The following is a 25826-nucleotide window of genomic DNA, read 5'->3' as shown; positions in this document are numbered from 1 at the left end:
AACCTATACTTGGTAGTGAACTGTATAAATCTTTCGATCAAGGGCATAATAGTAAAAGTAGCAAACTTTAAGGCCTATTCTACCTATCGTCGACGAAATTTGACTTTCGGCGTATGAATAGCGTACTAATGAAGTCGAATGTATGATCCATGTAAATTACACTGTCTGTAATCTATCCCCGGCTATTCGTCGACCCTCTTAAAATTGCCTGTAACAAAGCATCACATTTGCATAAACTCCCATGAAATGAAGCAGTTACTAATGATGTTTTGTTGCCTCGGAATTGCTATCCAGGCCTATAACCAAACTTATCAACTAAAAGGCAAGATCGTATCATCTTCCAAAGAACCTATTATTGGTGCCACCGTGTTATTACAAAAACTGGAGGATTCTACCCAAAAGTACCCCACAGTAACCAATAGTCATGGCGACTTTACCCTGTCACTTTCTGCAGGCAAATACATGTTAACTACATGGGCGTTCAATTATGCGAAACATGTACAGCAAATTGTATTGCAAAAGGATGCCGATTTGGGTATGATTACTTTGAAGGATGATATAAAGCAACTGTCGACCATACAAATCCAAGGTGAGAAATCGGCCTTCGAAATGAAAACGGATAGAAAAGTATTCAATGTAGGAAAGGATATTTTATCGAAAGGTGGAAATGCCAATGATATTTTAAATAACGTACCCTCAGTAAACGTAGATATACAGGGAAATGTAAGCTTGCGCGACAATAAGAATGTACGTATTTACATCAATGGAAAGCCATCGATGTTAACGCAGAATAACGGGTTAGCGCAAGTACCGGCTGCCAATATAGAAAAGATTGAAATTATTACAAACCCTTCTTCCGCCTACGAAGCCCAAGGTAGCGGTGGCATTATCAATATTATCCTAAAGAAGAACGCATCATTAGGATTTAATGCCTCGCTACAAGCGGGTATAGCCAGTCCTAAAAACACGAATGCGAATGTGAATGCCAGCTATAAAACGGAGAAGGTAAACTTGTTTGCAAATGTGGGCTATCGCGACCAGTCCCTTTTATTTGTAGAGCATATTGAGCGTATAAATAAAAATCCTTACAATAAATTATCACAATTGAACCGTGCCGATTTACAGGTGGATAATGTAAACCTATTTGTAGGAACCGATTATTACATCAACGATAAAAATACCTTAACGGCCAGCTATTACCGTACGAAGGTACATAACGATAATACCACGGGGTATTTCTATAACTACTTCGGGCAACATGGCCAGTTGGATAGCACCATTCATCGATTTGAAGATTATAAAGAGCCACAGATCTTTAACGAACTAGAACTGAGTTATGTAAAAACCTTCAAACAAGCTGATCGTAAATGGACCACCTATTTGCAATACGATTTTTGGAATGATGACGAAAACCAACGCATCTTGGAAGCTAAGCCGGAAACAGGCGCTGCTGCTACGCACATTGTTACACGCGATATCGAAAGTAGTAAAGATTTATACCTGCAAAGCGACTATAAATTACCCTTGAAAGTGGGCATGTTGGAAATGGGGGTACGCGGACAGTGGCGCGCTATTCGTAGTGAATATTCCGCTTCGCAAGATGGAGAGCTATTGGCTGGTAACAATAACAAGCTTTTCTATGATGAAGACATCTATGCAGCTTATACACAATACGGTACAAAATGGAAGAATTTAACGGTACAAGCTGGTTTACGTAGTGAATTGTCGAGTATAAAAATTAGCGATCGTGCGCTTACATTGAATAAAAGCAAAAACTATATCAATCTATTTCCCACATTGCATTTACAATATAGTTTTCCTAAAGACTGGAGCCTGCAAACCAGTTATAGCCGTAGGATTAACCGGCCTAGGTTTTGGCAGTTAAATACCTTTGCCGGTTTATCGGACCAGCGCTTTTTACAACGAGGTAACCCCGATATCAACCCTATGTATACCAATGTGGTAGAAGTAGGATTGCTAAAGAAAGTAGGAACATTTACGATTAACCCCGGTTTATATTACCAGTATACAACCAATTATTTTGACGCAGTTATTGAACCTCAAAGCGATGGAACCTTCGTAAGAACATGGGCTAACATGGGTAGAGAGAATCGTTATGGCTTTGATGTAACAACTACGTATAATCCATTTACATGGTGGCGACTATCTTGGGACGTGAACTGGTATTCATTTAACCAGCGTGGTGAATATGCCGGTAAAATCTATGAAGCGGAAAGTACCACATGGTTTACAACAGTACGCTCAAGCTTACGATTCCCTAAGTTGGTTAATATCGATGCAAGTGTTAATTATAGGGGCAAAAAGCAAGAAGTACAAGTAAATGTAGATGCACAATACCGTGCTAATATTGGTATGTCGAAGGATTTGTTTGGGGATAAGTTATCGCTTTCATTTAGTGTGAACAATATTTTCAATTCCAATATCCAAGTAGGTTCAATGGATGTAGAAGATTATTCCTTGTATTCGAAATCCCAGAATGTGGGTGTAATTTTTACAGGAACCGCTGTGTATAGATTCAACCGGAAAAAAGGACAGGCGGATCGTATGCCAACAGCTAAGTAATGGAAGAACGCCGGGGCAACCTGGCGTTTTTTGTTCATAATTTATTCATATTGGACTATTGCGTAAGCAACAAAAACATACTATCTTTTCGGTAGTAAAATATAACATATGACGCCTTCTGAAAACGCGCTATGGCAAAAGATGCAAGCGTTTCAATTGGATGAAAAAGGCAGCCAAGAACCATTTAGCCAACGATTATCGAAAGCTCAAAATTGGAGCCCTTTATTTACCCAATTAGCGATGGAAGAGTACAAACGGTTTATCTTCCTTGCGGCCATTAGTCCTACTCCCGTAACACCCAGTATTTTCATCGATGAAGTATGGCATTTCCACTTGGTATACACACGGCAATATTGGGAAACGCTCTGCGGAGATATCTTAGAGAAAGTAATTCACCATGATCCTGGCCAGAATGGCCCTGAAGACAAGGCCTACTTTCAAGAACGATACCGCTATACATTACAACTGTACGAACAAACATTTAACCAACCTCCTCCGCCCGCCATTTGGTTTCCTCGCCGAAAAGCAAAAGACCCAGCTCCCTTTTCTTTAGTTATTAGTTTAGCTGCTTTCATGATAGCTATGACGCTCTTTAATAGGGGTGCAAAACATGAAGTGGTGATAGGCATACTATTGATGTGTGTACCCATTGTGTTGTTTATCAAGTGGGTTGCTGGTAATGCTAAAAATACAGGAGGTACAAATGTCGACGATTATGTAAATAGTTGTGCATCATCATGTGGTACATTTGATTCACATGGAAGTGATTGTTGGTCGGATGGTTGTGGTGATAGTAGCGATAGTGGGGATGCAGGTTGTAGTAGTGGGTGCGGGTCATCTTGTGGATCATCTTGTGGTGGTGGAGATTGATGACATGGATGTTTACAATTAGCTAGCAGTTTTAATTATTCATCCAACAATTCATTCTGCAACAAGGGATTCATTGTTTACCTTTTAGGAGGCGTACTGGCATATTAATTAAGATGAAGTGGGGACCGAAGTGTTGCCGTTAATTGAACTGAAAATGTAACTAACATGAACATGTGATCTTAGTTAGTAACTACATGTGTTCCACTTGCCCCCATGCTCTTTTTTTAATAACTTGCCAGCCGCCAACCAATGATAGCCATATGTAAACCTGGTTGGAATGTGTAGTTAATGGAGACGAATAAAAGCGCCACGGCACTTCTACAAACAAAGCAACATTTCGATATATTAGACGGTTTAAGGGGAATTGCTGCCTTTTCGGTAGTTGTATTTCACTTTATGGAATGGGTGTTTACTGATCCTAGTAAGAACTTTATCGGGCATGGGTTTTTAGCCGTTGATTTTTTCTTTTGCTTATCGGGGTTCGTAATTGGATATGCGTATGATGATCGTATAGGCAAAATAGGCTTGAAATCATTTTTTATGGCCCGTATCATACGCCTGCATCCCTTGGTGGTGTTAGGGTCGGTATTAGGCCTTTTAGCCTTCCTGTTCGATCCATTTGGCGGGCACCCGGAGGCATATAGTGTAGGTACGATTGCTTTGGTATTTGTTTGTTCGTTATGTATGATTCCTTTGCCGATTGTGGCAGACAGGGGATTCAATTTATTTAGTTTCAATGCACCGTCCTGGTCTCTATTCTGGGAATACGTAGCCAATATTGTATACGCATTAGTGTTGAGCCGGTTGAAGCGTGGTTACATTTTGGTATTAACCATGGTCGCAGCTGCAGGGCTTTGCTTTGTAAGCTACCGAGCTGGTAACTTGCTAGGTGGATGGAGTGGTCCGACGTTTTGGGATGGTTTTGCCCGGATCTCGTACTCATTTTTAGCTGGATTACTGGTTTACCGTTCTAACTGGATTATTAAGAATAAACTAGGGTTTGTTGGATTGTCGGCATTGTTGTTATTAGCGTTTTTAATGCCAGTTACTTCTTGGAATTGGTTGTCGGAATTGCTTGTTGTATTGGTATACTTCCCATTATTAATAGCATTAGGAGCCGGTGCTAGCTTACGTCCCAAGATGCAGCCGCTTTGTAAATTCTCTGGAAATATCTCCTACCCACTATACATGACACACTATGCTGCTTTATGGATGTTTGGGAACTATTACACAACGCATCAACTGAATAATACACAGCTAGCAACAATTATTGTTACTGGTGTTATTATACTCGTAGGCCTAGCTTATATTGCCATGGTTGCCTTCGATATTCCTGTTAGAAAGTACATGGGTGATACATGGAAAGCAAGGTTAGGGAAACAACAAGGAAGTAACAAATAAACTGTTTATTACAAGAATATTCTTAAAAAGCATCGATCCTAGTCGATGCTTTTTTGTTATTTTAGAAGTACAAATTATTCGGTATGAAACAGTCATTACATTAGCTATTGCCCTGCTATTATGCAAATAAAATAACTACACCATGCAAATCCTTCTTTCACTTCTAATACCAATTATTACCACGTATCATGTAAATTTGGATAATAGTAAGAAGTATGCATTTACGGATACATTATATGTAGTACCATTAACCCATCAACAATATAAGCAGGCCGATTATAAACTAGTAAGTGTCTGTGAGCTTGACAGTAATGGAATAGAGATAAAGTCAGCCCGCCGCATTCTATTAACTCAAAAGAATAAGGTAGTCGCTTCTATATCCCTGCCTGTTCCAGATGAAGAAGTAAAGAACTTTTCTGTGCATAAGGTTGGAGAAAGAGCGAATAGCTTTTTTATTGGTATTGATTGGGGAGGAGGAAATTACTATTATGAGCGTGAATTTAACTTTGCATTTGATGGAAAGCAGTTTGTATTGACTAGTGTAAAGATGATTTCATACGTTTTTGATACTGGCAAAACGAGCACAAGGAACAAAAAAATCACGCCACCTATTCCTGTGAATAAGTTTGTAATGATGCCTTTTATAGAAAATGAATGAGGAGAATACTAATAAACAAAAAAGCATCGATGTACATCGATGCTTTTTTACTATTTTAGAAGCGTCCGCTTCATTTGTACCGGGGATGGGAATCGAACCCACACTCGCATTGCTGCGAACAGGATTTTAAGTCCTGCGTGTCTACCAGTTCCACCACCCCGGTGTACCGTTTTTCGGACGGCAAATGTAAGCATGTTTCGGATAATTCCAAATATTTTTTCTCAACAATGCAAAAAATATTTTCTCCGAACTGTATGATATTTAAGAAATTGAAGCATGCAGCAACAAAAGATGGCACAAAGTTCGAAGTGGAACTATAATAAAATAACCACAAGATTGGGTAATGTGTTAAACCTTATAAAAGCTTACTAGCAAATCATTAGCTGATATTTACTATATGGATAAACCTTCTATGCTACATACTTCAATGGTGTACGTCGACCAGGTAATTGCACAACTAAGACAAAATGATGCGCGGTATCGCCAATTATTAAAGCAGCTACCTGTAGCTATTTTTACGCTAGATGCGCAAGGAATAATTATTGATTATAACGAAGAAGCAACTGTTATTTGGGGCAAGTCGCCGGGTGTAGGCACTACTTATTGGCGCGATATATATCATAGTTTTTATTTGTTAGATGGTTCCACCTTACATGAAGCCGATCATCCCACCGCACTCGCTTTACAAGGTGTTGTGGCGGAAAATGGAAAAAACTTAATCATACAAAATACAGTCGGGGAACGTCGCCAAGTAAAACTGTACCCCCGGGTATTTTACAATGCACAAGGTGAAAGAGGTGGTGTAATGGTAATGATTATCGATTTTACCGGCATCTTGAAAAGCGAAATGGAATTGGAGGAAAGTGAACAGCAACTACAACAGTTAGCCGCCAACCTTCAATTTACCGTGGAAACACGTACCAATGAGCTAGAACGCAAGAACCTTGCACTGAAGTTGAGCGAGGAGCGTTACCATAAGATGATTGAAGAGGTGGAAGATTATGCCATATTGTTGCTGGATAAGGATGGTTATATCATGAACTGGAACCGTGGAGCAGAGAAAATTAAAGGATACAGTGAAGAAGAAATTGTAGGCAAGCACTTCAGGGTGTTTTATTTACCACACGATCTTGAAAAGAATGTACCAGGAAGATTGATCAACGAAGCGAGAATAACAGGTAAAGCCATTCATGAAGGTTGGCGGAAAAGGAAAGATGGTTCCACATTTTGGGGAAGTGTTGTGTTGACTGCTCTACACAATGACCTTGGAGAAATCATCGGTTTTACAAAAGTGACGAGAGATCTAACAGAAAGAAAAACAGCCGAAGATAAACTAAATCTTTATGCCCGGGAACTTGAAGGCCAGAACCGCGAATTACAGCAATTTGCCTATGCAGCGGCACATGATATGAAAGAGCCTCTACGGAAAATACAATTTTATATCTCAGCGATTTCCAACAGTCCCAATGTTTCTCTACCGCAAAAAGAGCAATATTTCTTGGAAAGAACAATCGATGCGGCTGTACGTATGCAGGGACTCATCGAGGATTTGTTAGCATATACACGTATTTCAAGTGAAGAGTCGCAGTTTGAGCCGGTGGACTTACAATTAATAATGCGGGAAGTTGTGTCTCTACACCAAGAGAATATACAAAAAGTAGGCGCTACTGTTCGCTATAGCGGGTTGCCTACAGTGAGAGGGATTCGGTTCCAATTGCGCCAGTTATTAGACAACCTTGTGGGTAATTCCTTGAAATACCATAACGAAACGGCAGCACCGCACGTAGAGATTTCAAGTGAGCAAGTATTGTTAAAAGATGAGAATCAGATAGAGCAGCCGTTTTACAAAATAACGGTGGCCGATAATGGTATTGGATTTGATCCTATTCACAGGGAAAAAATCTTCGTGATGTTCGAGCGATTACACGGTCGCGAACAATACCCAGGTACGGGCATAGGTTTAGCTATTTGCAAGAAAATCGTACAAAACCATTTTGGATTTATCCAGGCAACAGGGAAGCTGGGAGAAGGAGCAGAGTTTACAGTTTTTCTACCTGCGGTTGGCAAATAACGAAAATATCAGAAACAAGTTGGCTTAATTCAGGCTGTGAGCTGGGTTTTGTGAAGTATTTCAACGCACCGAGAGATAAACATTGTTCGATATGCTCGGATTGATTTGAAGTACTCCAAACAACAGTTGGAATACCTTTATAAGCTGGTTCCATTTTAGAAAGCACATCGGCTGCGTTGTAAATGGGCATTTTGTAATCGAGAATAATCAAATTTGGATAGTCGGACGGAGAAAGGGTGGAAAGATATTGAATGGCTTCTTTACCGTTAAATACCGTTGCAATGTCTATAAAGGGCTGGGCTTCTTGCAGCGCTTCTATCAGAATAATTTGATCATCTTGATCATCATCCGCTAATAATATTTTGAAAGTGGGTTGTTGCATGGGAGAGCTGACCAAGTTTATAAATGAGCAGAAATTAAATGTACGCTTATATATTGGATTTCATACTGTTTATTTTATACGTGGTAACAAGTATTTGTTGGTATAAAATAATGCATATATACTAGTTCAGTCCCATACTGCTGCTGAAGCGAGCGTGGCAAGCAAAGATCGGCAGCGAACAACGCGATGACAGCCCAATAATTAACATCCTGTTAAGTGTTCTTTTTCAAGTTTAGCAAACATTTTTTTGAGTCCTTTCGCTTTATTCTCTTTAACGTCGCCGATAATAATATCTCGCCCTGGATGAAGATGAGAGCCGGCATACTTATCGGACCACAGGCCTATTTCCATTAATAAGGGCATTAGGTCTATTCCTTTTTGGGTGAGGCGGTAGATGATTTTTTGCTTATGTTCACCGTCCTTTTCTTTACGAATGAACTTGTTTTTTTCCAATAATTGCAGTCGATCGGCAAGAATATTGGTGGAAATACCTTCTTCTGACTGTAAGAATTCGTTGTAATATTTTTTATTAAAGAACATGAGGTCGCGGATAATGAGTAAAGTCCATTTATCACCGAAGATCTCCAAACCGTAATTAAGTGGGCAACCGGAACGCATTTTGTTAATTGTTTGATACCACTTGCAAAAATAAAGTAGTATGGCGTATATTTGCAACTACTTGTAAAAAGCAAGTGGTTTTAATTATTGTATATGAAACGTGTCGTAATAACAGGATTAGGGGCGTTGACCCCGCTTGGTAATAACGTCGCCGATTTTTGGCAACATTTAGTGGCCGGTAAAAGTGGCGCTGCGCGTATTACGAAGTTTGATCCCACGCACTTTAGAACGCAAATCGCGTGCGAGCTGAAAAACTTTGATGTGTCGCAGCATTTGGATAAATCGGTGATTAAGCGAACCGACCCTTTTACGCAATATGCGTTGGTGGCTACAGCAGAAGCCTTGGCCGATGCTAAGCTCGACGTATCAACGATGAATCCTTATGATATTGGCGTGATTTGGGGTTCAGGGGAAGGCGGCATGCAAACCTTTGAAGAACAAGTAACGGAATATGCTACTGGCGATGGAACGCCCCGCTTTTCGCCTTTCTTCGTACCGAAGTTGATCGCCAACATGGCGTCGGGCATGATTTCTATCCAATATGGTTTTAAAGGAATTAACTATACAACGGTATCGGCATGTGCCACATCTAATACCGCTATCATGGATGCATTGAATTACATCCGCTGGGGAAAAGCGAAGGTAATTGTTACCGGGGGCTCCGAAGCTCCTATTACGAGTGCTTCTATTGGCGGCTTCTGTTCGATGAAGGCCATGACAACCCGTAACGACGATCCTACAGCTGCCAGCAGGCCGTTTGATGTGGATCGTGATGGTTTCCTCATGGGAGAGGGAGCAGGAACACTTATTCTTGAAGAGTATGAACATGCAGTTGCACGTGGTGCGCACATTTATGCAGAAGTGGCCGGTGCCTCTATGACAGCTGATGCGTACCACATGACAGCTACGCATCCAGAAGGAGAAGGTGCAAATATGGCTATGCGTCTTGCTTTGCAGGATGCTAACTTGAATGCAGGAGATGTGGATTACATTAATGCACATGCTACTTCAACGCCGGTTGGGGATATCAGCGAGCTAAAAGCAATCTCAAACTTATTAGCCGGCAACTTCGATCGCGCACATATCAGTGCTACAAAATCGATGACCGGGCATTTGCTGGGTGCAGCAGGTGCTATCGAGGCGATTGCTAGTGTGTTAGCGATTCGGGATGGTATTGTTCCACCAACGATCAATTTGGAGCAGCCCGATGCGGAAATTCCGGAAGGCATGCAAATTGTTCGCAAAGTAGCGCTGCATAAGCCTATAAAAGTTGCCATGAGTAATACTTTTGGCTTTGGTGGGCATAATGGCATCGTGGTGTTTAAAGGAGTATAGAAATATTGGATGTTTGGTAAGGCCGCTTCTATTTATAGGAGCGGCTTTTTGTTTTGTTATTACATTGCATTGATTTAATTGATATTGTTTATATTCGTTTCTAATAATGCAGGGAGTATTGTGCCCTAACCCTTTTTCTCCATTTTTACAGTGTGCGATTTATAGTAAAAAAACGCGTATGTACAGTAATAAACCCAATGAAATTTTAAATGCTTGGTTAGCGTTTGAAGTACTTTCTCCCCAAACCTTTAGAAAGTATAAAGATTTAGTAACGAGTCCATTTGGAACATATATACCCTTAAAAAATGAAGGTGCTTTACCATGGGAAGATGTTGATAAATACCAAAAGGATAAGTACCGTCTTTATTTTCACTTGGTAATCAATACAATTGATTTTGAAAAAGCTATTCACGCATTAGTAAATGTTTATGCAGATAAAGTTCCCGAACGTCCACAAGCCAAAGGTAAAGCTATTATTAGTTCAATTTTATTGAATGAAAATGGTGTACCGTTACAACAAAGTATTGCAAGTTTTGCATATGGTTTTGTACATGCATTATCTAAATCATTAACAGCTTTGTCAAAATGGGCAGATGTTGAAGCTGAATGGCAGAAAGCTATCACAAAGATTCTTTCAAAATATGATGAAGAGGGAAGTCCTTTACCAATCAGTAGGCAAACTATTGAAGAACTTAGCCAATATTTAATAAAGGAAATAGGAATAGACGCTACTTATCTCTTGGAAGAGGCATTTGTAATTACAACATATGAATATGGGAAGGGTGATAATATGCCTGCTCCTTTGTTATTAAATAGCTTTTATATTAACGACCTTATGAAAGCGCAGCAATTAGTTAATGAAAGAAATGTGCCAACTTTATTGACAAAATATTTATCTGCGGCGCATAATAATCCGATCGATTTGCTAAAGAATATTCCTGTATTGGATGAATTGATTGCTCCAAAGAACATTCCTTTAGGTCGATGGCCAGGTCCTAATCGTCATCCATTAGTTTTATTACAACAAGCGGCAGTAAATGCTGCTTTGAGAGAAATTAAAGATGGTGACATATTAGCTGTTAATGGTCCTCCAGGCACTGGTAAAACAACCTTGCTTAGAGACGTTGTGGCGGGTATAATTATCAAAAGAGCAGATAAAATGTTAACATACGATGATCCAATGAAAGCTTTTAAAGCTACAGATCAACGGTTGAATGTTGGGGCAGCATTTCTAAAGTTTTTTGAATTAGATGATGCATTATGTGGCTTTGAAATGGTTATTGCTTCGTCAAATAATAAAGCTGTTGAGAATATAAGTTCAGAATTGCCAAGTATGGAGGCAATTGCCAACGATGCAAATGAATTACGCTTGTTTCCATGTTTAGCTACTAAAGTATTAGAAAAGGAAGGATGGGGTTTAATTGCTGCCGTATTAGGAAATGGCTCAAATAAGAGCCGTTTTAAGCAGCATTTTTGGTGGGATAAAGATGTAGGTATGTCAACCTATTTAAGTGAAGTACAAGGATACCCCCAAATCGTTGATAAGTATACAGAAAATGGAGAAGTATATCAAGAAATTCCAACTATTATTCAAGAAATAGACCATCCTAAAAATTCTTCAGATGCGTTACAAAACTGGCTTATTGCAAGGGAGAATTTTGAGAATGCAAAGGCAAAATGTGCTTTGAGCTTAAAGGAGTTGGACGCGGCAAGAAAAAAATTACAAACATTAAAGGAATTATTATCAGAGGAATCAAATATTAGACAAGCTATACTTGCTATAGAAAGTGATCAAGAGAACTGCGAAGCTCATTTACATAGCGCAGCATCCCAAAGCTCATTGTATGAAGAAGAAGTGCTACAACTACAAAAAGAAAAATTACAATTGCAAGCCGGTAAGCCTGGTTTTTGGGCGCGCCTTTTTAAAACGAAAAAATACCGTTTGTGGCTACAACAATTAGCCTTATTAGAACTAGATATAAAACTCATTCAACAAAAAATTAAGAAAAATGACCACTTAATTAGGGATGCAGAAAAGCAAATAAAAAAAATCGCTGCTCATTTGCACAAGTTATTATTAGAGCGTCATGCTCTTGAAAGGAAAATAGCATCTTGCCGTCAAAAAATAGAGAAGGTACGGACCAAAGTGGACGGGCATTTTATAGATGATGATTTCTATAAGCTAAGTCAACAAGAACAACAAACCACTTCTCCTTGGTGTAATAAGGAAACACAATTACTTCGTGATGAAGTTTTTATCGCCGCGATAAAACTTCATAAAGCCTTTATAGACGCAGCGGCTAACCCATTAAAGCATAATTTGGGTATTTGTATGCAAATACTATCAAATACCGAGTTCGATTCAAAAGAACAAAAAGAATTGGTAAAAAGTGTTTGGAGTAGTTTTTTCTTAGTGGTACCTTGTATTTCTACGACGTTTGCCTCTGTTGAAAGAATGTTTTATAATCTTCCCCTAAATAGTTTAGGTTATTTACTAATTGATGAAGCTGGGCAAGCATTACCCCAAGCTGCAGTAGGTGCTTTGCTTCGGACAAAAAAAGCTATAATTGTAGGCGATCCAGCACAGATTGAACCTGTAGTAACATTACCATCTACACTCACAACGGCTATTGCAAAAAAGCTTTCCGTAGACCCTTCTATATATAATGCTCCGGTTGCATCTGTTCAAACAATTGCTGATAATATATCGGCATATAGTACTAATATTGAAGGACGTACAGGTACTCGAAAAGTAGGATTACCATTGCTTGTTCATCGAAGATGTGATAACCCAATGTTCTCCATTGCTAATGCAATTGCTTATGATAGATTAATGATTCATGCAAAACCTACCCCTAAAGCTAACTTAATTCAAAAAGTCTTAGGAGATTCGAGGTGGTTGGATGTACAATCTATTTCCGAAACGAAGTGGTCCCCAGAAGAGGGATACGTAGTCATCGACTTATTACAAAAATTGAGGTCGAACAATGTAAAACCCAATCTATATATTGTATCCCCGTTTACAATGGTTGTTGATCATTTACGTAAATTAATCCTTGATTCTAATGTATTAGCTGGCTGGGAAAATGATCCCCATACTTGGGTATATGAACAAGTAGGTACAGTACATACTGTACAAGGACGGGAAGCTGTTGCTGTAATATTCGTACTAGGTGCAAGTGGTGATGATATGAATGGGACAAGAAATTGGGCAGGAGGGAAACCGAATATTGCGAATGTGGCACTCACACGCGCAAAATCATTATGTTACGTAATTGGAAATGAAGCTGCTTGGCGTAGTGCGGGTGTATTTAGTGACATCAGTAGATTGTTGAAAAAGGAAATTGTATAAAATACTATTATGATCAACAGGTAAGACAAAAGGCCGGCTTACACCGACCTTTTTGATTGAGGAAATGACGTATGAACATACTCAAACAATCAATAATCAAAGCTATCCTATACTAAAACCCAAACAGATATTTCACCATAATAGTACACTCTCTTAAAGGCAATTCCAATATCGATAACTGGTTAACAGTCGACTTAACTTGCCGATACTCCTGTTGATTCAACAAGTTAATGCACTGAACCTCGAAATAACTCTTCCATTTACGCGGGGCGTATTTTAATGTAACATCCAAGAAGCTGTTATGTACATTTTGTTGTTGCGACTGCTTATAGCTGGTAAGGTTGTAGGCTAACCGGTACGATATTGTATTGCTTACTCCATGTAACAGTTCTGTTTTTAGTTTATTAATACTTGTTGTTGTTTCAATCGTATTATCTTTCGAAATGCGTTGTTGTTGAATAATGCTGCCTAATTCTCCTGTGGCAGAAATAGTGAGTTGGGTGAATAGTTTTTTCCGCGCAGTAATAGCTAGGTTAGTATTGTAAGATTTGAAGGGTGTTAGTTCATTATTGAACAATGTTTTCCCTTCTGTTAAACTGGCGTTTATATTTGCAGATAAGTTGGTGTTTAAAAAGAACACGAACTTCGAAATATTACCATTCAATGTGTATTTATGTATCTTATTAGGGTAATCAACTGCGACTACCTTGGTTGCTCCGCTATCTACGGCATAAGCATACATAAAGTTTTGCTGCGTATAATCATACCCTGCATAGAGATTGTAAAACAACATGCTAATGGGTTTTCGATATGAATAGCGTAATCCTAAAGTGCTAATATCTGTAGTGGGAAGCGGTGTTTCATTAGCATTAAACTGGCGGTAATTTACCAATATGGTACCTGGGTAAATATCATTGATTTGCCCAAAAGTGCGTTGTTGTAAGAACCGGAAGTTCAGCTCTCCAAAGCGACCCATATTTTTTCTAAATTCTAATTCCGGGTTCGCCAAGAAGTATTGGTTTTTAGTAGCTGCACTTTTTAATGCCCCGTTATATTGAACGAAGCTATAAGTTGGGCTAGCTTCCAAGCGGATAGATCCTTTGGGTAATAGGTAAATGATGGATGCTTTCCCATACCAGCCCAAGTTCTGAAAGTGTAGATCGTTTCGGAACCTTGTTCCTACTTGGCTTGTAATACTTGCACTATCGGTTTTGTATAAACCAGATGCTAAAGCATTCTTTTCCAATGATACACCCACACTCGCAGATAAAATAATCCTGCTAAACTTCGTTTTGTAAGTGCCGGATTGATTGATAAACCAATTGGTAGTGTGTAACATTTGTTGCAACTGTAGAAACGCTACAGTGTCATTTACAATGTCGGCTTGCACACCGGGTAATATGCGAAGGTTTTCTTTTGTTGTATAATACTGCACTATAGAGTTGTAGGAAATCAATTGATCTGTTCCCAATGCTTTTACAATTTTGCTTTCATTGCTAGCCGATAAATAATCCGTTGGTAAAAACTGTTGGAAGGTTTCGTTGTTTTGGGTGGTACCACCATTTCGTTTCCATTTGGGCAAATCGAGCTTGGTGATAGATTTGAAATAAATATTAGCACTGTTTTTTTCTACTTGCGCTTGCAATTGAAAATGTGTGAGTTTATTGATATTGTCTTGAATTTCATTGTATCGAACGGTATCTTCTTTTGAAAAATAGTAGGAGAATGCGTTATTGTAGTTGTAATTTCTTTTCAAATACATGGCAGCAGCATTCAATCGTAACGACCACTCATTTTTAACTTTGAATAATAGGTTTACATTCCCAGCATTGTCGTTATTCATTAAGTAATACTGTTGTGGAAGTTGAGGTGTGATTTCGTCACCCATGGAAAGATAGGGAAGCGGCTTCTTTAATTCAATATCACTATTATTGAGCGATACACCTATATCTGTGTTCTCTGTCTCAAGGTTAACGCCAATGTTATTGGTTTTTAGATTGTTGATGCTTTTGACGTTTCGGGAGAAAACCAGGTTGTTCAACTCGGCATGATAGGCTTTGTTGCCCGCCCCTACGAAACCTGTAATGATCGACATTGTACGGGCGTTTTCAGTGAGTTTGAGGTTTAGGGATACGTTATTGGTTACAACGTACCCATTTAGCGCTTTCACTGGTTGGTCGCGTTCAATAACTTGTACTTGTTCTACTGCATTAACAGGCACATTATTCGTGGCAATCCTATATTTGCCATCGAGGAGGTTGTCGCCATCAATGTAAACATTCGTAATGGGTTTACCATTATAACTAATGCCACCTTTATCATCTACTTGTATTCCAGGTAAGCGAGCTATCAAATCAGCAATCACGCGATCATTATTCTCTTTAAATGCATTTACCCTGTACTTCAATGTATCACTCGATAACGATACTTTCGTATTCGATTTCACCACCACTTCCTTCAGCTGTTGCTCCACTTTCCTCAATACCAGTTCATAAGTACCATTTGCCGCTGTAACAGGTACAATCAATGGTTGATACCCCAATGCTGTAATTTTTATAGCTACCCCTTCTCCATTATACTGGCAAGCAAATTCTCCCCGCGACCCGGTTTTAGTAAAAGCAATACCGGCCCCATTTTCAGTTATGATGGTAACAGTTGCTGCTACAACAGGACGACCGGTACTGTCTTTCACAAAACCATTGACAGGTACTGTTTGCTGCGCTATTAAAAGCGCGGGCACTAACAGTAGATACATCAATAATAGGTGTTTTATAGACAAACTGTAAGCAGGTTTAGTTTGTTAATTCAAGGGGATAGTTAATCGTAGGTTGCTTCTTATTTGGCATCGCTGAGGAACCATTCACCGTAATTTTTTCCACTGTTGCGTCGTCATTAGAAAAACTCGTGTTAGCGCTCATGCCATCACGGTAAGTTTTTTCCATGCGGTTGTATTCGTTGTAGGTAGTTGCCACTGCGTCGGATGGCAATTCTACCGTTGCGTTCTTTGGTAAGCTATTCCCTAAAAGTATGTTAGTACATGTAAAGTGAATGCGCTTATCGGTATCGTAGGCTTCTAAGATAAGCCCAGGTAAACCATGTAATTTCCATGGACCAAAGCTGGCTGGGATATCAGTTGTAAACCAAGCTGTATAAATACGACCTTTACATGCACCGATTGCTTGTTGACATGTATATCCATGTATTTCCTTGGTTGCCGGCATAATTTTCCAGTCAATTTTTTCCAAACTTTCTTTGATTTGGTAGTTTGTATGTTGAAATGTCCTTTGCACAAGTACGTTATTGGCTTCTTCCGAAAGCTGGATTTTTTCGCCGGTAGTTGGCATAAATACACCTAAGTTGATGACTTCGGAGTTAGCTTTCATGGCAGCTTCTAATGCTGCTTGGTGGGCAGAATCTTGGATTTGCTTGGTACGGCTGCTATATAAACTTTTTTGCGAGTTGAAAACCAATACAAAATCTTCGCGCCAAATACGACTGGTATTGGTGGTGTCGCGCATATGTTTAAATTGGTAATAAATAGCGCCAGAAGGTGGCTCTGCGGGGCTAAAATTGGTAAAAGAATAGAGCCCGCACACAATGAGCGTAGCAACGAATAAGTTTACACATTTACGCATGTTCTTCAATATTGATGGTTTTCAGAATGCCACCTGCTTCATCTGCCTACTGTACGTGGGTGCTAACAACAAATGTTTCATACATTAGCGCTTTATGTAGGTGCGAAGGATGGGTCATTCGGTTGTTGATAGAACTAAATTCGTCCTATTATGTATAAGCTTCAGTAAGGAATCGATATTTGAGGATGAACAACCGATATTTGATACATTTGAGGCCATATTTGATAGCCCATAATTGACCTTTCAAATATGCATGTAAGACCTACGAATATCGACCGAAAAACACCAAATATGGAACCATCAAAGCATGACCGAAATACTGGGTTACATTTAATAGATTATTTAGCAAATTTCTGGGGCCTAAAAGAGAACACTTTAATTTTATTATGATTTTTCGCTTATCAAATAGTTTCGCAAGAGCTGTTATAGCGGCATGTTGGTTATATATCATGCTGCTGGTAGTGTCGTGTGGAAACCAGCAAAACACCAAAAAAACAGAAGCGCCTAATGAACGCTATATAGCCCCAAGGACTGATTATATTGGATTTATTGTTTCGTTGGATACGCTTTCAACCGACGATTATAGAACGGCCATTTTCCGCGAGGATAGTATGCTACGTGCTTCAGGAACCGAAACCCCTTTTCACCATTACTTCCGAGCTAGAACGTTTGTATTGGATAAGAAGCTTGATAGTGCCCAAACCGAATATGAACTTATGTCGGGTGACGGAGAGATAACGTTATTGCAGCGTAATGGGATATTTGCGATTAATGCTAGCAATGGTATGCTGGTTGAAGGTCCGCTGATGGATAAGTTATTAAGGGCATTACAGGAAGCTGAATTGTCTAAAAGTCGGCTCACTTACCGTTTCTATGATTTGGTAGCAAAAGCCTACTATCAAAATCACAACGAGAAAAAATCACTTGAATACGCGGAAAAATACTACGAAAACCATCCCTTCAAATCGAATCCTGTCATTCGGCAACGGTTCTACGATATATCATTCTTGCTAGCTTCGCGCTTAGAAGATTTCAAAAAAATGAAAATGTATAATGATGGAGCCCGTGAACTTGCCTCCCTCATAGGCGACAGCACCGCCATAGCCCGCACCTTCGATAGCGAAGCGCAGATTTACGCTATGGAAGGGAAGTATGCTAAAACCCTTCAGTATAGCCGTATCTATTTGGATTATTTAATTCGTCATAATGAAGTGAATGATGTGGCCTACAATAATATCGCCACAAGTTTCATGAAAAACAATCAACCCGATTCTGCCATCTATTATTTTAAGGCGGCGATTAAGCATACTAAGGAAAACCGGTTTCATAAGCTTAGTCCTGTCTATTACAAAGGTCTAGTTGAGGCGTATACGATGAAAGGTGCCTACGGTGATGCCATGATAGCCATGGATTCTGCATATTCTTTGGAAATCAATAATATGAAACAGATTGAGGCCGTGAAAGTGGCGGAAATTAGTGAGAAATACGAGGCGGAAAAAAAGGACAGGGACATTGAAGAGCTGAGCAATCGTAATGAATTGAATGAAAGGGTGATTGTGCAACAACGTTGGTCATTGATTTTAGGCGCTTTGGTGTTTTTGGGTGTGCTATTGATCTTTTACAGCGTACATCGTCAATACCGCTTGACAGAACGTAACAAGTTATTAGAATCAGAAAATAACCGTTTGCATATAGAGCAAAAGTTATTACAAGCACAACTAAACCCGCATTTTATTTTTAACTCCATTGCTAATTTACAAAGCCTAATTGCTACTGGCGATACGAAAGAGTCAGTTAGGTATTTATCAGCATTTTCCAGTTTGTTACGCAACATTTTAGAGCAAAACCGCAAAGAGTATATCAGTTTAGATGAAGAGATTGCTTCATTGGAGAACTACCTCAGTTTGCAACAAATGCGCTTTGAGGGACTATTTGATTATGAAGTAAAGGTAGAGGATGAAGTAGATCCCGAAATCACCCTTATTCCGCCAATGCTCTTGCAACCTTTTGCTGAGAATGCGATTGAACATGGGTTTAGGAATATCTCATACAAAGGAAAACTTACAATTGTATTCAAGAAAGAAGGTCAACAACTCCGTATACAAGTCGATGATAACGGGAAAGGCATTTCGGAAAAGGTGCAGAATACACAGAAAAAGCAATCATTGGCAGTTGTTATTCTAAAAGAAAGACTAGAAGCACTCTTCCGTTCGCGTGGACAGGAAGCTCGTTTCGATGTTGTAAATAAGTCGGGCGCCGGTTCACATGGCGTTCGTGTAGATATAATCATTCCAGAGATCAAAGATTAAATAGAGCAATTATGCGGATGAAAGTTTACATTTTGGAAGATGAAGTACGGATACTACAACATTTGCTTCAAGTGGTAGAGCAAATATCATATGTACAAGTCGTGGGTAATTCGCCAGCGGTTGCGAAAGCAGCCAAGGAAATTCCCACATTAAAACCTGATCTCATCTTAGCCGATATACGGCTAAAAGATGGTGATAGTTTTCAATTATTTGAGGAAATTGGTCATGAAGACTTGCAGGTAATTTTTTTAACAGCATACGATCAGTACGCTATACAAGCCTTAAATATGGGCGCATTTGGGTATTTATTGAAACCAATTTGCGAAGTAACTTTGGCTTCGATGCTCGACAAATGCTATCATCACAAAAAGCAAGATCTTTTTGATCGGCAGCAATTGGAGATCGCTCGCCAATCCTACCTTTCACAAGGTATTGCAGGTTCTCGCCGAATTGCTTTGAAAAGTGTAGAATACATTGAGGTGGTGCCGGTGGATGATATTGTGTATTGTAAAAGCGATAAAGGTTACACTACATTTTATTTGAAAGATGGGCGTGATATTTTGGTGTCTAAAGGTTTGATAGAGTATGAAAGTACATTAGCACCTTTTGGTTTTTTACGCTGCCAACAATCGTACTTGGTTAATTTCCAATACGTAAAGAAATATTTCCGCGAAGGCTATCTTCAGATGCAAAACGATGAACGCATACCGGTATCGAGTCGTAAGAAAGAAGAAGTGTTGAAGTATTTAGACAACATTGCATAGAACAAAAAGGGAAAATAGTTAACCCCAATCATTTTCGCCGTTTTACTAACTGGTAACGCAACAGGAGAGGCATTGACTTGGGTCAATGCCTTTTTTATCCATGTATAAATATAAAAAGTATTCAAAAGTTCGCATTATATTGTGTTAAAGGCATTGAAGTAAATGGCACTTACATAGCAAGCAATTTGTTTTGGCAAATTCCCAATGCTGTTTTTCAGAGGAGATAGCTTATTCATATCACTAGCGTGCTAGCGTTAAAGAAGGAGATACATTGAGGAGTATAGACAATTAGATTGAACGATAGTTAATCAATACTTCAATTATATTCAAAATATGCAGTTTTGGAACGTTCAATCATCATTACATCAATAAGTGGTGAAGCGATCATATCTTTCCTATTAATTTGTTTCTTGGTAGGAATATTGATCTTTATACCCATGATTATTTGGAGGGCAAAAAAAGCAGACTTTTCTACCTTGCTTTCAAGGTTAGTAATCGCTATTGGATTGATTGTAGTGCTTGGTTTATTTCTTTTGTGGGCGATTATTAGTGATTGGATTGACTTTTACAATACATAAGGTTGAATGCTATTTTTAATAGTAACCTACTATCAGAACTTGTTTTTTCGGTATGGTTGGATATATGTATTTACCATTGTTTACAGCAAAACTTCTTTGTATTACAATAATCTCTCCTTCAAGAAATGGTACCGTGTACGCCCAATTGGAATAATCTCCCCGGTTTTTAATACAGCATCATATTTACTTCCTGGTTGAACAAGTAATTGTTGAATTTGGGAGATGGGTACAATATACGACTTGTGAATACGCTCGAAATTCCCTGGCAATAATTGCGCAAGTTTCTCCAATGTTTTATCATGTAGTTCTTGCTTTCCATTTTTAAGATATAATTCGGAGTAGATGCCTGCACCTTTAATGTACAAGATATCATCTACATCAATCAAAGCAATGTTTCCATTTTTCCGAATAGCCAAGTATTTTGTGTTTTTTTGCAGCGCATTACTCGGTTGAGAAATCCGTAAAAAGGCTTGTGCTAGCCTATTTTGATCAAAAGGTTTAGGTACAAAATCCAATACGCCATAAGTAAATGCCGTAATCGCTCTATCCGTATTGGCCGAAATAATAATCGTATGAAAACCCCGGGACACAACAGATTCTAATATAGTAAAACCATTCTCTCCGTTCAAGTTTAAGTCTAATAAAAGCACGTCAATTGCATGCTGTTCAATGTAGGTAATACCCTCTTGTAATGAATCGATGATAGCAAGTGATTGTAATTGAGTACCGAAAAACGCGCGGCTCATCCGTTCTATACGTTTTGCAATACGAGCTTCGTCTTCTATAATGAGTAGTTTCATGTATGATGATAGATTTTGATGATGTTTTCCCAACCTGTTGTGGTAGCTGCGGAATGGAATGTCCAATGTTGTTGGTAACTTTCAGTAAGGCGAGATTTCACATATTGAAAACCTGTACTTTCTTTTCGATCGCCTGTAGTAGGACGATTCTTTGCAAAAGTAGATAATGTAAATTGATGCCAACCGGGATGCTGCTCATATGCCAAATGAAAGCGAATATTACCATCCTCCAAAGGCATACTATGCGTAATCCCATTTTCAAGCAAGGTATGAATAATGGCCGGCGGAATATTAGTTGATGGATCTATCCCCGACGTAGACCATTGATAATGAATTTCCTTACGGAAATGCATTACCTTCAAGTGAGCCTCACATAAGGCAATTTCTTGTTGAATAGGCACCAATGTTTCATCTGATATTTGATTGAGAATATCAAATTCAGAGGAGAGTGCCTGTACAAATATGGCTCCCTCTTTCGGTGATTCTTCAATCCAGTCTATCAAAGACGTAAGTGTATTTTTGATGAAATGTGGTTGGATGTTCTTCTTTAATAAGGAATTCTTTAACCGGTTTGAAGTTGCTATGTTTTGTTGATGGGCCTGCTCAGCTTCTCGGAGTTTAATGGTTTGTAAATATAACATGCATAGTATCACAACATTGAAGCTGATAAATAAACTTGCATCATAATAAAGTACATAGTTAATCAATAGCCGGCTTAATAAGCCTATTAATACTATAACAGCTCCATTTTCTTTTTTGTATACAGCATAACTAACAATAATTAGGGCAACAATCCACATGGCTAAGCTTAGATACCAAGCTGTCATATCGTAATGACCATAATTATCCATGTAAATAGCCAACAGTGTTAGCGATAGAATGCTCATCATAGGCCATTTCCATTTAATTTGAAACTGGATGGCTAGGTAGAGCGGAATCAAGAGAGAGATGATGAATGTAATAATCCCGATAATTTCTAATCGTGTATAAAAATATGAGTAAGGAATTGTTATATAGAATTTTATATACTCGGAGACTTGCAACGCAAAAAATAGAAAGCATATAATACAAAATATTAACAAAGCCTTGTCCTTGCTGCTACTATTAATAAATAAGAATAAAAAGTAAATGGCTGCCACCAAGAAAACACCAGCCGTCATATTCATGATGGATAACCAGTTGAGCGGTGATGCAATTAGCTCTTTATAAGGGCTGATTTTAAACTTAATCTCACGATCGTAATCATTTGAATTGGCTTGTGTTATCCGCATCGCAATAAGGTGTGGTCCTTGGGTAGCCAACTCCATAGGTATGAGATACGAACTACTTTCTGTGCCCGGGATTTCGGGTTGTGTACTTGTTTGTACTTGCCCGTTTTTGCCAATTAACGCACCATCCCAGTAAATTTCGAACGAGCCAAAGCCATATACATTGATACCCAATTGCTCTTCAATTTCTCCCGGCTCCGTTAATTTACAGTGTGCGCGGAGCCAGAATATTTGTGACCCGGTATTGCCTCGAATACTCCGCCAGTTACTGTCTACATATTCCTTGGAAGCCCATGGCATATTATCTCCCGTATTGAATTTCGGATCCTCAAAGATGGCTACATGGCGCGTATTACATGCGGTAAGGGTAAAGATATATATCAAGAAAAGTATAATCCTATGCATACAGTAAAGTTAATAGGTTCTTATTTGCAAAGCGAGCTGTTCAGAAGGCTATAGAGCAGTTGGCATGTTTGAGTTACGCTCTTCGCAAATGGCAGCTTATTCTTGCAATAGATTTTTAATACACGATCTATGAAACTACTATTATTTTCCCTCTGTTTATTGCTTTGCTGTAAAATGCATGCACAACAAAATCTTCCCCTTACTAAAAAAATGGGTACTCTTTCAGGTAATTTGAAACAACAAAATACCCATGCTCCCATGCCTTATGTCACTTTTACAATACAAGATAGTACCGGGAAAATGATTGCTGGCGGAATAACCAATGAAAATGGTGATTTTATTACGTATGATGTGCCGCTAGGTGGAAAATATTTGCTGACTTGTAGTTTTATGGGTTATCGCCCTATAACAAAACTATTTACCATCTCATCCATTTCATCACGCCTTGATATTGGTACATTGATGTTAGAAGAAGATCCCAAGCAACTCAAGGAAGTAACCGTTGCCGGTGAAAAATCAACGATCAACCTTCAACTCGATAAAAAAGTGTTCGAAGTAGGGAAGGATATTCTCTCACAAAATGGCGCTGTAAATGATTTATTGAATAATGTGCCATCTGTAACTGTAAGCCCAACGGGAAGTGTTAGTTTGCGTGGTAATAATAATGTGATTGTACTCATAAATGGTCGGCGTTCAGGCTTAACCCAAACTAATGCACTAGATCAAATTCCCGCCGATCAAGTAGAACGCATTGAAATTGTAACGAATCCATCTGCAAATTACGATGCTTCAGGTACAGCCGGCATTATCAATATTGTATTGAAGAAAAACAAAAAAGGCGGTTTCACAGGCCAAGTTCGCTTACAAGCCGGTTCGCCAAACGATTCTCGTATTGCGCCAAGCCTGAATTTTAAATCCAACAAACTTAATATATTTTCCACCTTGGGTTGGAGATACAGCGATTATGTAGGTGATTATCTCTCCAATCAAACCATTAACAATAAAGGTGTTAATACATACATGAACTACCGAAGTGGTGAAAAGAGACACGATGATGGCCAGATGATTTACACAGGTGCTGATTACTACTTGAATGACAAGCACACATTCACAGTTGCTTACTTGAAGAATGCTACAAAAGACCATGATAAAACGAATGCCCAGTATGATTTTCTTAATACTCATTTGACTAATGACTGTACTATCAAACGTTGGGGAGAATCTTGGGAGAAACGAGATTATAACCAACTAGAGTTTAATTTCACTAAATTATTTACCCAACCTGGCAGGAAATGGACGGTAGATATGCAATATGACTTTTGGAACAGTAATAAAAAGTGGGTACTGGAAACAGGAATGATTGCGCCGGTTATTACTCCGCAATCGGCAATTCGCACTTTCTCGTCTGGGAATAGTAGAGACTTCCTACTTCAAACAGACTATATTCATCCTATAGCCAAGAACAGTAAATTAACCCTTGGCGCCAAAGTAGAGCACCGCGTTGTAAATAGTGATTATAAAGCAGAAGAGAAAAGTGGGAATGAATGGGAAACATACGATAATATCGACAATAAACTATCCTACAAAGAATTTATTAGCAGTGCTTATGCACAGTTTAACCAACAATATAAGCATTGGTCGTATTTGGTGGGTTTGAGAGTTGAACAATCAAATATAAATATTGCTGATAGGGTGAAATCTTTCAATAGCACCAAAAATTACGGTCGCTTGTTCCCTTCTGTGCATATAAACTATGAAATTAAAACAGGGTCGGCCTTTCAGTTAAGTTATAGTAAGCGAATAAATAGACCTTCTTTGTGGTTGTTGTATCCATTCAATGAGTTGACAGACTTGAATGCTCAATATGTTGGTAATCCCGGTTTAAACCCATCATTCGGGCATGTTTTTGAACTTGGGTTCTTACGTAATTGGAAGAAGGTTACTTTCAATCCATCTATATACTATCAAAATACTTTATCGCCCATTCAGGATTATACATACCGCAATGAGCAAGAAGTATTCATTACCACTCCCATCAATATTCACCGGGAAACGCGCACAGGATTCGAACTATCTATAAATTATAGCCCTATTAAAGTATTGCAATTAAATACAGAATTGAATATTTATACTTTCAGTCAAGCAGGTAAGTACGAACAGCAAGATTTTGATTTTAATGGCCACATATTAACAGGAAGAGCAAGTGCCCAATGGAAATTACCTGCAAAATTTGCTTTCCAAGCACGTTATAACTATTCAGGCCCACGACAAAATGCGCAAAGTAAAAACCGAACAATGCAATGGCTAGATATGGGGATTAGTAAGAACATGTGGAAAGATAAGTTGACGATTGTGATAGATGTTACAAACTTGTTTAATACGCGGCAAACTCGAACAACTGTTACCGGTACAAACTATACATTTTATCAAATGAGTAATCCAAATGCTGCCAGGTACCGTGTAAGCGTTGCGTATAAATTCAAAGGACAAGATGCACCACGGCAAGCACAAAGTGGTAATAGGAATTAGTATTGATTATTTAGATGCGATTATAGCGATATTAATTTAATAACATGTAGTCGAATGCAGCTATGCAAGTAGGTAATGAAGGATAGAGTAAGTCAGTTTAATCAAAGCGCTTGAATTGTTGTGTCGAAAGTATTCTAGAATTTTATAACAAAGTTTTTAACTTTAGATGTTGTATTTTAAGCAGTTTCTGAATTAGACGTTTATGATGAACCTATTGGATATGAAATAGAAAATGCTGCTTTCAAATATTGACAAAGCAGCATTTTTT

At 38.7% G+C, this 25826-nt stretch carries 16 protein-coding genes and 1 tRNA gene; 10 read left to right on the top strand and 7 right to left on the bottom strand.

All coding sequences use genetic code 11. The features are described 5' to 3' along the window. The first annotated feature begins 246 nt into the window (after window positions 1–246). The 4 genes from LX64_RS16550 to LX64_RS16535 all read left to right on the top strand — a co-directional run bounded on the left by LX64_RS16550 (window position 247) and on the right by LX64_RS16535 (window position 5512). Window positions 247–2583: a TonB-dependent receptor gene (locus LX64_RS16550; RefSeq protein ID WP_111598799.1), complete on the top strand. Its 2337-nt coding sequence runs from the start codon at window positions 247–249 to the stop codon at window positions 2581–2583. A 108-nt stretch (window positions 2584–2691) separates the two neighbouring features. Continuing rightward, window positions 2692–3453 (top strand): glycine-rich domain-containing protein, encoded by a 762-nt coding sequence (locus LX64_RS16545; protein WP_111598798.1) that lies wholly within the window; start codon window positions 2692–2694, stop codon window positions 3451–3453. A gap of 288 nt (window positions 3454–3741) precedes the next feature. After that, window positions 3742–4854 (top strand): acyltransferase family protein, encoded by a 1113-nt coding sequence (locus LX64_RS16540; RefSeq protein WP_111598797.1) that lies wholly within the window; start codon window positions 3742–3744, stop codon window positions 4852–4854. Between the two features lie 142 nt (window positions 4855–4996). Further along, on the top strand, window positions 4997–5512 hold the full coding sequence (locus LX64_RS16535) for a hypothetical protein (protein ID WP_111598796.1): 516 nt from the start codon (window positions 4997–4999) through the stop codon (window positions 5510–5512). Window positions 5513–5589: 77 nt separating this feature from the next. On the opposite strand, the gene LX64_RS16530 is transcribed toward LX64_RS16535, so the two are convergent. Continuing rightward, window positions 5590–5675, bottom strand: a tRNA-Leu gene (locus LX64_RS16530). A 234-nt stretch (window positions 5676–5909) separates the two neighbouring features. Here LX64_RS16530 and LX64_RS16525 point away from each other — a divergent pair. Beyond that, window positions 5910–7583, top strand: coding sequence for a PAS domain S-box protein (locus LX64_RS16525; protein ID WP_111598795.1), 1674 nt, complete (start codon window positions 5910–5912; stop codon window positions 7581–7583). Here the strand turns inward: LX64_RS16525 and LX64_RS16520 are convergent. Together LX64_RS16520 and LX64_RS16515 are read right to left on the bottom strand one after the other, a co-directional pair. Further along, entirely contained in the window at window positions 7552–7965 is a 414-nt protein-coding gene (locus tag LX64_RS16520) for a response regulator (protein WP_111598794.1), read from the bottom strand. The genes LX64_RS16525 and LX64_RS16520 overlap by 32 nt on opposite strands. A 201-nt stretch (window positions 7966–8166) precedes the next feature. Continuing rightward, window positions 8167–8583, bottom strand: coding sequence for a winged helix-turn-helix transcriptional regulator (locus LX64_RS16515; protein ID WP_111598793.1), 417 nt, complete (start codon window positions 8581–8583; stop codon window positions 8167–8169). 93 nt (window positions 8584–8676) lie between these two features. Here LX64_RS16515 and fabF point away from each other — a divergent pair, with 93 nt between their 5' ends. Both fabF and LX64_RS16505 read left to right on the top strand, forming a co-directional pair. Next, window positions 8677–9918 carry a beta-ketoacyl-ACP synthase II gene (gene fabF / locus LX64_RS16510; RefSeq protein WP_111598792.1) on the top strand — a complete coding sequence of 414 codons (1242 nt, stop codon included), beginning with the start codon at window positions 8677–8679 and terminating at the stop codon, window positions 9916–9918. Between the two features lie 178 nt (window positions 9919–10096). Next, window positions 10097–13270 (top strand): AAA domain-containing protein, encoded by a 3174-nt coding sequence (locus tag LX64_RS16505; protein WP_158538649.1) that lies wholly within the window; start codon window positions 10097–10099, stop codon window positions 13268–13270. 112 nt (window positions 13271–13382) lie between these two features. Here LX64_RS16505 and LX64_RS16500 read toward each other — a convergent pair whose 3' ends face one another. Both LX64_RS16500 and LX64_RS16495 read right to left on the bottom strand, forming a co-directional pair. Then, window positions 13383–16025, bottom strand: a complete 2643-nt coding sequence (locus tag LX64_RS16500) for a TonB-dependent receptor (RefSeq protein WP_111598790.1) — start codon at window positions 16023–16025, stop codon at window positions 13383–13385. A gap of 37 nt (window positions 16026–16062) precedes the next feature. Beyond that, window positions 16063–16905 carry a GLPGLI family protein gene (locus LX64_RS16495; protein ID WP_111598789.1) on the bottom strand — a complete coding sequence of 281 codons (843 nt, stop codon included), beginning with the start codon at window positions 16903–16905 and terminating at the stop codon, window positions 16063–16065. Window positions 16906–17291: 386 nt separating this feature from the next. On the opposite strand from LX64_RS16495, the gene LX64_RS16485 reads away from it, so the two are divergent. Both LX64_RS16485 and LX64_RS16480 read left to right on the top strand, forming a co-directional pair. Then, entirely contained in the window at window positions 17292–19214 is a 1923-nt protein-coding gene (locus tag LX64_RS16485; RefSeq protein ID WP_211324833.1) for a tetratricopeptide repeat-containing sensor histidine kinase, read from the top strand. Window positions 19215–19225: 11 nt separating this feature from the next. After that, window positions 19226–19978 (top strand): LytR/AlgR family response regulator transcription factor, encoded by a 753-nt coding sequence (locus LX64_RS16480; protein WP_211324832.1) that lies wholly within the window; start codon window positions 19226–19228, stop codon window positions 19976–19978. A 679-nt stretch (window positions 19979–20657) separates the two neighbouring features. Here the strand turns inward: LX64_RS16480 and LX64_RS16475 are convergent. Both LX64_RS16475 and LX64_RS16470 read right to left on the bottom strand, forming a co-directional pair. Then, window positions 20658–21356, bottom strand: a complete 699-nt coding sequence (locus tag LX64_RS16475; RefSeq protein ID WP_111598785.1) for a LytR/AlgR family response regulator transcription factor — start codon at window positions 21354–21356, stop codon at window positions 20658–20660. Further along, complete coding sequence (locus LX64_RS16470; protein WP_111598784.1) at window positions 21353–23029, bottom strand: histidine kinase; 1677 nt, start codon at window positions 23027–23029, stop codon at window positions 21353–21355. Before LX64_RS16470 ends, LX64_RS16475 begins: the two co-directional genes overlap by 4 nt. A 129-nt stretch (window positions 23030–23158) precedes the next feature. Here LX64_RS16470 and LX64_RS16465 point away from each other — a divergent pair, with 129 nt between their 5' ends. Beyond that, on the top strand, window positions 23159–25558 hold the full coding sequence (locus LX64_RS16465; protein WP_111598783.1) for an outer membrane beta-barrel family protein: 2400 nt from the start codon (window positions 23159–23161) through the stop codon (window positions 25556–25558). The last annotated feature ends 268 nt before the right edge of the window (window positions 25559–25826 follow it).

The sequence above is a fragment of the Chitinophaga skermanii genome (genome assembly GCF_003259335.1).
GTDB classification, from domain to species: Bacteria; Bacteroidota; Bacteroidia; order Chitinophagales; family Chitinophagaceae; genus Chitinophaga; species Chitinophaga skermanii.
This window is presented reverse-complemented; position numbering and strand designations above follow the sequence as displayed.